Source organism: Psychrosphaera sp. 1_MG-2023 (assembly GCF_030548245.1).
Lineage (GTDB): Bacteria > Pseudomonadota > Gammaproteobacteria > Enterobacterales > Alteromonadaceae > Psychrosphaera > Psychrosphaera algicola.
The window spans coordinates 108,587-121,849 of record NZ_JAUORW010000001.1 but is presented as its reverse complement, the minus strand read 5'-3'; the positions used below and the strand labels follow the sequence as shown (position 1 = coordinate 121,849).

At 40.9% G+C, this 13,263-nt stretch carries 9 protein-coding genes; 3 read left to right on the top strand and 6 right to left on the bottom strand.

Annotated features, from left to right (window positions below):
* The first annotated feature begins 274 nt into the window (after positions 1-274).
* Entirely contained in the window at positions 275-1,057 is a 783-nt protein-coding gene (locus tag Q4575_RS00425; protein WP_215962786.1) for a 3-hydroxybutyrate dehydrogenase, read from the top strand.
* Positions 1,058-1,149: 92 nt separating this feature from the next.
* On the opposite strand, the gene Q4575_RS00420 is transcribed toward Q4575_RS00425, so the two are convergent.
* On the bottom strand, positions 1,150-2,094 hold the full coding sequence (locus Q4575_RS00420) for an alpha/beta hydrolase (RefSeq protein WP_303520989.1): 945 nt from the start codon (positions 2,092-2,094) through the stop codon (positions 1,150-1,152).
* A 10-nt stretch (positions 2,095-2,104) separates the two neighbouring features.
* Positions 2,105-3,301: an MFS transporter gene (locus Q4575_RS00415; RefSeq protein WP_303520988.1), complete on the bottom strand. Its 1,197-nt coding sequence runs from the start codon at positions 3,299-3,301 to the stop codon at positions 2,105-2,107.
* A gap of 140 nt (positions 3,302-3,441) precedes the next feature.
* Between Q4575_RS00415 and Q4575_RS00410 the strand changes: the two genes are divergently transcribed.
* On the top strand, positions 3,442-6,912 hold the full coding sequence (locus Q4575_RS00410; protein WP_303520987.1) for a PAS-domain containing protein: 3,471 nt from the start codon (positions 3,442-3,444) through the stop codon (positions 6,910-6,912).
* Positions 6,913-6,969: 57 nt separating this feature from the next.
* Here the strand turns inward: Q4575_RS00410 and Q4575_RS00405 are convergent, their stop codons facing one another.
* The 4 genes from Q4575_RS00405 to Q4575_RS00390 all read right to left on the bottom strand — a co-directional run bounded on the left by Q4575_RS00405 (position 6,970) and on the right by Q4575_RS00390 (position 11,382).
* Positions 6,970-7,608 carry a response regulator transcription factor gene (locus Q4575_RS00405; RefSeq protein ID WP_303521125.1) on the bottom strand — a complete coding sequence of 213 codons (639 nt, stop codon included), beginning with the start codon at positions 7,606-7,608 and terminating at the stop codon, positions 6,970-6,972.
* A gap of 97 nt (positions 7,609-7,705) precedes the next feature.
* Positions 7,706-9,982, bottom strand: a complete 2,277-nt coding sequence (locus Q4575_RS00400; RefSeq protein WP_215962782.1) for a TonB-dependent receptor — start codon at positions 9,980-9,982, stop codon at positions 7,706-7,708.
* 135 nt (positions 9,983-10,117) lie between these two features.
* Complete coding sequence (locus Q4575_RS00395; protein WP_303520986.1) at positions 10,118-11,035, bottom strand: PHB depolymerase family esterase; 918 nt, start codon at positions 11,033-11,035, stop codon at positions 10,118-10,120.
* 86 nt (positions 11,036-11,121) lie between these two features.
* Positions 11,122-11,382: a GIY-YIG nuclease family protein gene (locus tag Q4575_RS00390; RefSeq protein WP_256448301.1), complete on the bottom strand. Its 261-nt coding sequence runs from the start codon at positions 11,380-11,382 to the stop codon at positions 11,122-11,124.
* A 207-nt stretch (positions 11,383-11,589) separates the two neighbouring features.
* Here Q4575_RS00390 and Q4575_RS00385 point away from each other — a divergent pair, with 207 nt between their 5' ends.
* On the top strand, positions 11,590-12,975 hold the full coding sequence (locus Q4575_RS00385; protein WP_215962780.1) for a DEAD/DEAH box helicase: 1,386 nt from the start codon (positions 11,590-11,592) through the stop codon (positions 12,973-12,975).
* The last annotated feature ends 288 nt before the right edge of the window (positions 12,976-13,263 follow it).

The window sequence follows — 13,263 nt, the reverse complement described above, 5'->3', positions numbered from 1 at the left end:
TATCTGCCAATAGTTACATAACTCTGTCACTGACCCAATTTTTTAGCGCACGGTTGTCTCAATCAAGAACCATAGGTAAGTAAACATCTTTTGACACATTTTGTTTCGAAGTCATTACACGCTTTATTACAGTGTAGGCATTAATCTCCTAAAGTCATTGCTACTTTAGAACACCAAGGCCACTAAATTTGGCCTGTGTGGCACTTTAGTAGTAATTTTTTTCACCCCATTATTTGGTATTGTCATAACATCAATAAAAATAAAAGGGTTTACCATGTTAAAAGGCAAAATTGCGTTAGTCACTGGGTCTACAAGTGGCATTGGTTTGGCAACTGTTGAGGTTTTGGCAAATGCCGGCTGCCATATTGTTGTGCATGGATTAGTGGAAGATCATATTGGTGAGCAAATCGCCCAGGAATTAGCCGAAAAATATAACGTTCTAAGCTATTTCTCAAATGCAAATATGGCCGATCAAAACCAAATTTTAGAGATGTTCTCTTTTATCGAACAAGAACTTGGCACTGTCGACATCTTAGTTAATAACGCAGGTATACAGCACACGGCACCAGTTCATGAATTCCCTAAAGACAAATGGGATCTAATATTAGCCGTTAATTTATCCTCAGCATTTCATACTACTCAGGCTGTACTACCAAAAATGCAGCTCAAAAAATGGGGACGTATCGTCAATATTGCGTCTGTACACGGATTAGTAGGCTCAGTTAACAAGTCTGCTTATGTCGCCGCTAAACATGGTTTAGTTGGACTAACGAAAGTGACCGCTATAGAAAACGCTAATATGGGTGTTACGGTTAATGCCATTTGCCCAGGTTGGGTGGAAACACCATTAATCAATCAACAAATTCAAGATATTGCAGATAAAGACGGCTCTGACCTTGCGACTGCTAAAGCAAAACTCGTCACAGCCAAACAACCCCGTGCAGAAATGGCAGCACCATCGCAAATTGGTGAATTGATTCAGTTTTTATGCAGTGATGCGGCAGCTGGAATAACCGGAGCATCGCTACCTATTGATGGCGGTTGGACAGCTCAATAAATCTATTTTACGTTTACTTAATAAAAAACGCAGCTTTGGCTGCGTTTTTTATTACTATAAATTGTGAATCAAATCTAAAACCCAGACCTCTATTATTCAGCTTGAACAAACCGACTAATTTCACTATACAAAGATTGGCATTCGTCTGGGACAAGGTCTTCGATGTTCATAAAGGCGTGGATCATCCCTTCAAACTGCACGTGTTGAGTCTCAACGCCTTTGGATATCAATCGCTCTAGATAAGCTAGACCTTCATCTCTAAGAGGGTCACACCCTGCTGTAATAATTAGTGTCTTAGGGTAGTTCTCAGGTAACGGGCCAAACAAAGGCGACGCTAATTTTCGGTCTTCATTGGCAGTAAAATAATGATCGAAATACCATTTAATTCGGGTATTTTCCAACAAGTATCCCGTGCCATTTTCTATATAGGACCCCGTGGAGCCGGTGTAATCAACACTTGGATAAATTAATATCTGCTTGTCTATCGTGACACCAGATAAAATAGATCCATAACTGGTTTGACGCATCAAAATACTGGTACAAATTGCGCCACCGGCACTATCACCAGCAATAAAAATTTGACCATTGTGCTGCACGTCGCCCAACACCTGTTGAATATTTTTAATTGTGATCTCGGCATCTACCAAACCACAAGGGTACGGATGCTCTGGAGAGCGTCTATATTCAACTGCCACAACATGGCAATGACTATGAATGGCAAGTTTTCGACACATAGGATCATACAACTCAATATCGCCACACATATGCCCACCACCATGAAAGTACACAAGTACTGGCAAGGGTCGTTGAGTATCGGGACTAAACAATCGTACGGGCACTGATAAGGTTTCATGACGAATTTCTTTATCCGCAATAAAGGAAATTTCCGGAACCTTAGTTACAAAAGCTGACAGTTTTTGTAAATTTAATCTCGCCTGCTCCGTCGTCAGCGTTTGACCAGATGATTTAAACGCTTTGGCTGCAACGTTTACCGTTGCAATAAAGTCCGTTAGCTTTGGTGATAATTCGCCACGCATGCTTATTGTCCTATTCTGTCGTTGGTTCAGTTTTGTCAGATAAATCAGATTTCGGATTGGTTTCAGGTAAAAAGAAACTACCTAGAAAGAAGCTTGAACTAACAAAACTTATTAATACAAATGCATAGAAAAAATCCCCCTGGTGCCAATCGACAACGAGGCCAAACAACCACAAGACAAGGGTTGCCACCGAATAACTGATTGACCAGAACAAACTGAAGACTACGGTAATTTTACCCGCGCTCATTTTTTTCATTTCATGTGGGATAGAAACCAATGCCGTTATAGGGAAAAATATAAAGAACCCCAGTAAGATAGCGGAGCCTGTTTGAATTAATGCGTTTTCTGAAAACGACAACCCTATAACCATTACCGTTTGGATTAAGCCTGACCAACGAATAACGGGGACTCGCTGTTTGATTTTACGGCTATATAACATGCCCGCAATCGTGCCTATAATACCCGCGCCTATAACCCATTTACTCGCGGATATTCCGGCTGTTGGATAAAAGGTAAACAGGCAAATATAAAACGCCAGCAAACCAGAATACGTTAAAGCGTACGCCCAGTTAAAGCTATCGGTGATACCAGACTTATAACTATATTGAACTGCGCCTTCTTGTTTCTCTTGCGCTGCAGAACTAGTCCCATCAAATTTAACGAACAACCAAAAAATTGCCAGCAATCCACTTAAAAAAGAAAACAATACAAGCGTATTTTGCCAGCTTCCGGTAAGCGCATTGATGTCGTTCATACACCACAAAACAATCGCCGTACCAACATTAAATGCGACGGCATTTAGACCATTAATCGTGGCGCGTTCCTCTACTGCAAACCAATTCATCACAATTGGATTGAAGTAAACAATCATTAATGCCCCGCCAAGTCCCATTAAAAATCGACTAACCAATAGCCAGTCGTAGCTAGGCGCATAAGGAGTCATCAACCCGAGGGTGACCAATAAGCAAGAAACAAAGAACGCTCCTTTTATTCCAAAACGAATAGCAAAGTAAGCCGCGCTAAACGTACCGACTATCTTTGCAAACGTGACAGCCCCTGAAATAAAGCTCGCCGACGCCAAACTGGTCAGTTCTAAGTTGGCCATTATTTGGCTCATACTTGCAGTTCCCCCCACCCATGCCATCGCGAACAAGACATAACTAAGAAAAACAATCGCTTCCACTAGGTATTTGTTACTAATATTCATATATGCTAATTTTTCATTTAGAAAAGTGATGGTAGAAGATTAACGCAGGGTTTATCAAAAATATCTTCTACCTTAGTACACTATGCTTATCCGCAGTCTGCCTTTAAGCTAACGATTCGCTTATATTTTGGGGTAATACTTTGTTTACATGGCTGTCTGTCGATACGTGGTTTATCGGGTTGTTGTCTCTCGGCTATTTATTGCTGCTGTTTTTTATTGCCTATTGGGGACAACAGGGCAAAAACTCTAGATGGACAAATCACCCTTGGATTTATAGCTTGAGTCTGGGCGTGAGCTGTACCTCTTGGGCGTTTTACGGGATCATTGGTCAAGCTGCAACAAGCGGTCAATGGCTTGCTTATATCTATTACGGTACGATAGCCTGTTTTATTCTAGCGTGGCCGATGCTGTTAAAAATGCTCAGAATAAGCAAACAACAAAATTTAACCTCAATTGCGGATTTTGTTGCCTGCCGCTACGACAAATCATTAAACATTGCGGGAATCGTTACCGTAATCGCCCTTTTGGGGACAATTCCTTATATTGCCCTACAACTTAGAGCCATAAGCCAAAGTTTTGATTTAGTGACTGGCAGTTATCGTTCAGGGGTGAATACCACCATTATCGTCGCTATGGTACTTTCCGTATTTAGTGTTTTATTTGGTGCACGGCATGTTGTTGCAAATAAACAAAATAATGGCCTGACTTTAGCTATCGCTTTTAGTTCTATAGTCAAGTTACTCGCCATCACGACAGTCGGCTATTACATTACGTTTGGCGTATTTGACGGGTTTTCCGATTTACTTGTTCAACAACAGCAACTTCCTCAAGCCGAAGTCAAAACGACTTCGTTTTATATGCCAATAGCGCAGATTGCCCTTGGTTTTATTTCAATTTTTATTACCCCGCAACTGTTCCATGTCATGGTGATAGAAAATCACAACGAACAACAATTAAAAACCGCCCGATGGCTTTATCCATTGTTTCTGATATTAATTAACTTGTTTGTACTTCCAATCGCAATTGCGGGACAAATCACCTTCCCAGGTGGCAGTGTCAATGCCGATACTTATATATTAACTTTGCCACTATATTTTCAACAAGAATGGTTAAGTATCTTTGTTTATATTGGTGGTCTTGCGGCTGCAACGAGTATGGTTATCGTTGCCTCAATTGTACTTTCAACTATGGTTTCAACCGAATTAATTACCCCGAGTCTATTACGCTTCAACCCCAAATATGTAGATCAAAACCAGCGCTTTTCTACTTTATTGTTAAATTTTCGTCGATTTGCGATTGTTGGCATTTTAATGCTGTCATTGCTATTTGAACGGATAGTTGACCAACAAAGCCATCTTTCAAGTATTGGTATCTTATCGTTTGTGTTACTGGCTCAATTTGCCCCAGCTGTGATAGGCGCATTGTATTGGCGCAGTGCCAGTTCGAGCGGCGCCCTTACCGGTATCGTAGTCGGTAGTTGTCTATGGTGTTATACCTTGTTATTGCCCACAGTATGGCCTAATTCATATCTCGTTGAACAAGGTTTGTTTGGCATTTCATGGTTGCAACCGACCAATTTATTTGGTCTAGGAATGTTAGATGTCACAAGTCACGGCGTATTTATCAGTCTCGCCATCAATACTCTGTGTTTTGTGTTGTTATCGCTAAATAGTCGGCGCTCTGTTGGTGAAAAAATACAAGCGGAGATATTTTTAAAAAAACCAACAAATAGAGTTACTTACCAGTTAACGGCAGATGACCTGTACCGTTTGTTAAATCGGTTTGTCAGTCTAGAAGCTGCAAATGATTTAATGCTGCATGTAGATGCAAATCTATCAAAACAATCACCTGCCTCACCACAATTAACAGAGTTCGCACGTAAAAAACTCGCCTCTGTTTTAGGCTCAGCATCAACAAAATTAGTGATGAACGCCGCGGTAGAGGATAGTAATCGGCACATTCAATTAGAAGATGTTGCGAACATTGTCGATGAAGCAAGTCAGTTATTTCATTTTAATCGAGAATTACTTCAAGCCGGTGTTGAAAACATCGAGCAAGGTATAAGTATCGTTGACGCCGATATGCGACTAGTTGCCTGGAACTCACGTTATATTGAACTCCTTGATTATCCCAAAGACCTAGTCAAGATTGGTATGCCTATCCAGGAGCTTATTCAATTTAATGCTGAACGAAAAATGCTTGAAGGCGACGACATAGAAACTATGGTCGCTCGACGTATCGAGCATATGCAGGCCGGGAACAATCACTATTTCCAACGTGTATTACCCACAGGGGTTGTTCTTGAAATCAGAGGCCAAGCAATGCCAGGCGGTGGTTTTGTGAGTACTTTTTCCGATATCACCCGCCATATCGAGGCTGAAAAAGCCCTACAATATGCCAATGAACATTTAGAACGTAAAGTTGATGAACGAACATTGGCACTGAGTAAAGCCAAGGCGGAAGCCGAACTTGCAAACCGAAGTAAGACCCGCTTTTTAGCCGCGGCAAGTCATGACTTAATGCAACCATTTAACGCGTTGTCGTTATTCACAGACATGTTAAAACAACAAGTCAAAGGGACAAAGTCCGAAACCATCGCAGAGCATATCCAAGACTCTTTAGGTGTTGTGGAAAGTTTGTTAACGGATCTCGTTGAAATTTCAAAACTGGAAGGTGGCAGTCAAAAAATTGTTGAAGAACCTTTTGCTATTCAAGACGTTCTAGATCCACTATTTCACGAGTTTAGTCTGTTGGCAAAACAACAAAACATTCGCTTTGATTTTCAATCAAGTTGTTTATGGGTGAACTCAGATATTCGTTTATTGCGCCGCATTGTGCAAAACTATTTGTCTAATGCGTTTCATTATTCACCTACTCAAAAAGACGGCAAACAAGCCCGAGTATTGATTGGCGTTCGTCGTTATCCCGATAAAGTCCAAATTCAGGTGTGGGATAACGGGCAAGGTATCCCTCAGGAAAAACAAGACGTAATCTTTCAAGAGTTTGAGCGTTTAGAACAAAACCGCGACAAGCCGGGCTTAGGTTTAGGTCTAACCATTTCTAAACGTATCGCTCAATTGCTCAATATTGAATTGGCTGTGCGATCAGTTGTCGGTAAAGGATCGGTATTTAGCGTTACACTGCCCACTTGTGCACCTGAAATAAAAAGCCAAGTAGAAAGCCCAGAGCTAATCGAATCAAATAGCCCATTGTTTAACGGGCATACAATATTGGTTATTGATAATGATGAGTTGCTATTAGAGGCGTTAAAACAACAATTAGAAAGCTGGGGGTTTACCGTTTTAGCGATAAAAGATCGTCAACAATGGCAAGAATATTGTGAATCAAAGCAGATAGATACGCTTTCAGACTACAAACCTAAACTGGCGGCAGCTATCGTTGATTACCACTTAGATGACGGCGACAACGGCATCGACTTTTTCAACCACATTTTAGCCTATTCGGACACCCCTATACCTTGCATTGTTTGCTCTGCAGATACATCGGAACAGGTACGGGAACAAGTTAGCTTAGGTGGCTTTCAATTTACCAAAAAGCCAGTTAAATCACTGGCTTTAAAGAAACAACTAAAACAGTTACTGTTTAATTGATGGGACAGGCTGCGCTATATAACGGGAGAATCCCTTCGTCCATATATTGTAAAACGACTAGTTTAACGTTAACTGTTGGAAAGCCATTCCTGCCATAGTGCGGTTAGTGACTTCTAATTTTAGTAAAATAGCAGACACATGTTTCTTCACTGTCGTTTCTTTAATATTTAAGTCATAAGCAATTTGTTTGTTCAATTGTCCATCTGCGATTTGTGATAAAACCACATACTGTTGCGGTGTTAGCAATGCTAATTGTTTAGCAAGTTTTTTATCATTATGATTGGTTTGACTCGGTAAGTTGGCATCTTTTGGTAACCAAGTATCCCCTTCTAGTACCGCGGTAATTGCATCGGATATTACCGTTAGATCAGCCGATTTAGGAATAAAAGCCGCCGCCCCAAAGTCGATGGCTTTTTGCATGATCTCAGGCGCATCATCGGAAGATACCATAATAATAATGATATCCGGGTGATGGTTCTGTAAACGAGTTAAACTCGTAAAGCCATTATTTCCGGGCATATGCAGATCCAAAAACATAATTTCCAGCTCTGGAGTTGACTCTACGACATTAAACAACTCATCTACACTATTTGCTTCTAGCATAGTTACGTTGGGCAAACACTGACCTACGGCTTGTTTTAGTGCGGTCCGAAATAACGGGTGGTCATCGGCAATTAATATTGTGGAAGCTAACATCATTTGTACTCTGTAAGGCAATTAATTTTATGGTAAAAAAAAGAGCTGGATGACGCCAGCTCTTTTTACAGCACAACAATAAATAAAACTGTCTAGTTTAGAAACGGTAACCAATGGTGATATGAGCCGTGCTCGGATCGCCATAATAACCGATTAACGTTTGGTCAAACCCAGTACCTGGTGTCCAGTTACCGTCGTCGTCTTTACCGACAAACGTATAGCCACCAACTAAATACTCTTCATCTGTAATGTTTTTCAGATGAATAGCGCCATACCAATCGCCATTTAAGCTTTCCCAGTTCAAGCTTAGGTTTAATAGCCCATAAGCATCTTGAGATAAGTAGTCTGTCTCTTCATACAACACGTATTCATCACGCATGTAGTAGCTGCCTGACAAGATAAAGTAACCTACATCAGTATCCATCAAGTAATTAGCCGATAAGTTAAGCGTATAATCTGGCGTACTTGCTAGCCCAACGAGTTCAGTTGCTATGTTTTCTGCTTGAGTTAGCTCAGCGTCTAAGTACCCTAATGCAACGTCAAAGGTCAATTCTTCAGTTGCGGCAAATGTCACTTCCGCTTCAATCCCTTGCACTTTCGATTCAGCCGCATTGGCTAAATATTGAGGGATTGATGTTGCATCATCTGTATCAGCTAATACGATATATTGACGGTCTTTATGGTCGATTGAAAATACCGTGATATTGGTTCTTAATACGTCGTTCCAATCTTTTTTCATACCAAATTCAATTGAATCAACAACTTCTGGATCTGCAGCTTCTTCGTTACCTTCTGCACGAGGATTAAATGTACCTGACTTAAACCCTTGTGAGTAGCTCGCAAAATACATAGTTTTAGCATCTGCTTGATATTCCACACCAATACGTGGAGTAAAACGAGACCAATCTGCTGATTTTGCACTGTCGAGCACATCATCACCATTGGTATCCATACCCAATGTCATCGTTTCAGGTAAGTCTGCAGGTCTCACATAGCCGTCAGTCCAACCAGATTCTGGGTAATGTTCTCCCCAGTGGACCGTGTTATTAACAAATGCAGTCTTCTCTTCAGTTGTATATCGAGCACCTACTGTTAACGATAATTTATCAGAAATGTTGTAGCTACCTTGAGCGTATGCCGCAACACTATCGCTGTTGTTACATCCGGTAACTTCTCGCGTAAATGAACTTGCGCCAAATACTCTGCCCAAATGCCCCAAAATTGCGTCATAATGTCCACACGACGTCGCATCAGACATAAACAAACCACCCACTACCGTATAATCATCACCAGTATGAGATAACTGTAATTCATGACTCGAGTTCTCATCGTCATAAATGGCTGGAACATCAAAAATATCTGTTGCCGTGTTGTCAAAATCGATATTGGTTTCAGAATAACTTTCTCTAGAAGAGCCGATATATTTAATCGAAGTATTATTGTTAATATCATAACGAGCCATGAAACTTATACCTTCGAGCTCAACACTATTCCAAGTTGGCATATTGGTATTCGAATCATATATATTGGTTGCTGCCGGATTGGTGTCAATAAGACTCGGCAATAAACGATGTCCGCCTTTCGCGTTTGAATCATCAACAGTTTTATCCCACGCTAAACGGAAAAACAAATCATCCGTTGCGTGATACTCAAGGGTTAAACGAGTTGCCGACAGATCTTTATTGTAGTTTTCTTTGTCCTGGCCGGTTGGCGCAATAACAAATTCGCCAAACCCATCTCGGCTAAGATCTGCATGGCCAAATCCAACGTAAAGTTTGTCTTCAATTAAAGGCATTTGACCTGTAACTTTGATGTCTGTTTGGTTATAGCTACCTAATGTGCCTTCAATATTAAATTCTTTATCGCCTGACATTTCATTCGTAACGTATTTAATGGCACCACCAATGGTATTTTTACCATATAAGGTTCCTTGCGGTCCGCGCAATACTTCAATTCTGCTCACATCAAGCAGATCAAGAACGGCACCTTGTGGACGCGCCATGTAAACGTCATCGATGTAAATGCCGACCCCAGGTTCATATCCCCAAAGCGGATCCTGTTGTCCGACACCACGAATGAAAGCCGTTAATGTTGAGTTCGTACCACGGCTTGTTTGTAGTGTTGTATTTGGCGAATAGCGCTGAATCTCGGTGATAACAGAAATACCAGCCTCAGCTAAATCCGACGCACTTACAGACGTTAATGCGACTGGAACTTTTTGAATATTTTCTACTGTTTTACGAGCAGTTACTTCAATGACTTCCAGTGCCTCTTTTTTTTCTTTTGTTGGTTCAGCTGAAAACGCATTCGCACTTGAAAGTGCAGCGCTAATGGCTATTGCCAAACTAGTATATCTAACGCTTTTCTTATTCATGTAATTACCCTGTTGTAGTTATTTTTATAGCTTTAAACATTGACTCGAAAAACTGTATACCAATTTGTAAAATAAATAATTTGTACATTAGTAGTATACGGTTATCCATTGAATTTCCCAACTAAGACCATGAAACTAAATAAGTTTCCAAGCCTTAAGTAATAAAACTGTGGTACTGACCTTGTGTTCGATCAAATACGGAGCAACTTGACCGCCAAATTTTTCACCTGAATTAACTGACCAACCGTGACCAAAGTCATCAAATTTAATTAACTCGAGTGAGCTGTCCTTTTTGCTGTCCTGCCAAAGTTGGTGGTGCACGCCCAAACGGCTCGATTGTGAAACCTGCTGCGCTTTGCTCAACATTACCCAGCTTTGCGCCAAACTATCGCTATTTAGCGGGTTAACAATATTGTCCGCTTTGCCAACAACAAGCGTGACTTGCGGCAGCAGTTTGTCTTTTAGCAATGGGGTTAACATTTTTGCGAGTTGCGCCGGTGGTTCCGCGGGGCCATTTTTCATACAAGAAATCGCCTTCACTAACGAATCTGCACATGGGAAACCAATGCCCGAAACAACAGCACCGGCTTTAAAAATTTGAGGATGTGAACTCAACAGATTTGACGCCATTGCGCCGCCAGCTGAAAGACCAGCAATATAAACGTCTGAAGAATGTAATTTAATTTTTAGCGAGTTGATCATATTTACAATTGACTGGCTTTCGCCTTCAATGCCAATCTGATCAATAGGTGAAAACCAGTTAAAGCAAAGTTGCACATTGTTGCTTTTATTTTGCTGTGGAACGAGTAATGCGAATCCTAAAGCTTGTGCAGCATCCGCTAACCCACTTTGATCCGCAAAGGTTTCACCGTGCTGACCACAGCCATGTAGCAAAACAACAAGTGCTTTATTATTTTGACCACTCGATAGATAAGTGGCCGTAAGCTGTCCAGGGTTGTCACCAAACTGGGTTAAGGCAGTAAACTTTGTTGTAGCAAGTGTTGAAAAACTAACGCTAATTAACGTCAATATTGCTAGGTAAGTCGATTTCATTTTCAATCCCGTGTTTTACAGTACAGGTTGATAATGAGACAGCAGGTATAAATAGAAAATGGTACTTTAGAGCCAGACGCCGAAAATTATGAATTCTGACAAGGTTTAGATTTTATAAGCTCTTGTTTTTGTTGACGAGATAATTTTTTAATCGCTATTTCACGTTTGGTTGCTGTGCTTCTACAATCGGCTATTTCTTGATAAACCAAAGTTACAGGGAGTCGTGCCCGCGTATATTTCGCACCAGTACCTTTGTTATGTTGCAGTAATCTTCTAGTACAATCTGTCGTGATCCCAGTGTATAGCGATTTATCCTTACAGGACAAAATATAAACAAACCAACTCAAAATTAGTGCTCCCGAAACTGAATATCGCTAAAGGTAATGAATTTTAATGCTAAAGTTAAGAGGAATGTTAACGTCAAACTATGGAGGATGTTAAATTTTAGGCTATAATTCATCGCTGAATACACGACGAGCTTGCCTTAGTACACTGTTTACTGTAGCCTCCAGCGCGTTTGTACCATCCACCAATTCACCAATTTGAGAGTATTAATGTCCTTTTCTTCATTAGGTTTGTCCGAGTCTATCCTTAAAGCGTTATCTGAAAAAAATTATGAAACACCAACGCCAATTCAAGCTCAGGCTATCCCAGCTGTACTATCCGGAAAGGACTTAATGGCAGCAGCCCAAACCGGGACAGGTAAAACGGCAGGCTTTACTCTGCCGCTATTGCACCGCTTAGCGGACGGCAAAAAAGCCAGCTCAAATCAAGTAAGAGCCCTGATCCTAACGCCAACACGCGAACTTGCAGCCCAGATTGCAGAAAACGTTGAAATGTATGGCAAGCACTTAAATTTAAATTATGTCTGTGTCTTTGGCGGCGTAAAAATCAACCCACAAATGATGGCGTTGAGAAAAGGTGCTGACGTTTTGGTTGCTACCCCTGGTCGATTGATGGACTTATTTAATCAAAGAGCAGTGCGTTTTGACGAACTTGAAACCTTAGTCCTTGATGAAGCTGACCGCATGTTAGACATGGGCTTTATTCACGACATAAAACGTATTCTAAAATTACTGCCAACAAAACGACAAAATTTGATGTTTTCTGCAACGTTTTCGGACGATATAAAAACTCTAGCCAAAGGGCTAATGAATGACCCTGTAGAAGTGTCTGTATCTCCGGCAAACGCGACGGCGAATACGGTAAATCAAATGCTGTACGAAATTGACCGAAGTAATAAATCTAAGCTTCTTATCAAGCTAATCAAACAAAATAACTGGCAACAAGTGTTGGTTTTCAGTCGCACAAAACACGGCGCAAACCGATTAGCACGTAACCTAGACTCTAAAAACATCACAGCCGCTGCGATTCATGGCGACAAAAGCCAAGGTGCTCGCACCCGCGCGTTAGCAAACTTTAAAGATGGTTCTATACGAGTCTTGGTAGCAACCGACATCGCTGCACGTGGTATCGATATTAATGAGTTACCACAGGTAATTAACTTCGATATGCCGAATATTGCGGAGGACTATGTTCACCGTATTGGTCGTACAGGTCGTGCGGGTAGCGAAGGCATCGCAGTTTCTTTTGTATGTGAAGAGGAATTTGATAGCTTAAGTAAAATTGAGCAATTAATTCAAAAACATATCGACCGTTCTGTTGATGAAGAGTTTAAACCTAGCTTAAAGGTGCCAGCGTCTCGCCCTATCCGTGCACCGCAAAAGAAAAAGCCAAAAAAAGTTAAATCTTTAGACTTAAATTCTGACGACGCTGAGAAAAAAGGCTCGATGGGCAAAGGGTCTAATAAACCAAACAATCGTTCTGGTAGTGGCCGGGCAAATAATAATTCTGGTGCTCGTCGCAGCAATGGGCCTCGTAAAGCAAATACAAGTAACCGTGGTTCCAGTGGAGCGCCACGTCGCTCAAATAACGGCTGAGTATAAACAACCGTTTTATTTGCTGTTATTTGTTTCCGTGGCTAGGTGCTATTAATTAAATTCGGTTTGTTTGTAAGGGTTTAGTGTTAATTCTAGCTTCACATATCAAGTCGCAAAAGTAGAACACGAAACGCTTGGCTTATATTCGTTCTTCACAGATTTTAGCCAAGCATTACTTAGCCTCTTAGCGAGGCGATAAGTAAACTCATTAAATGCTTATAAATAATGGAACGTATTTTAATTAGTGCGTTCCTTTTTTTTGGCTCTAATGTAATATTTTTATCAAAT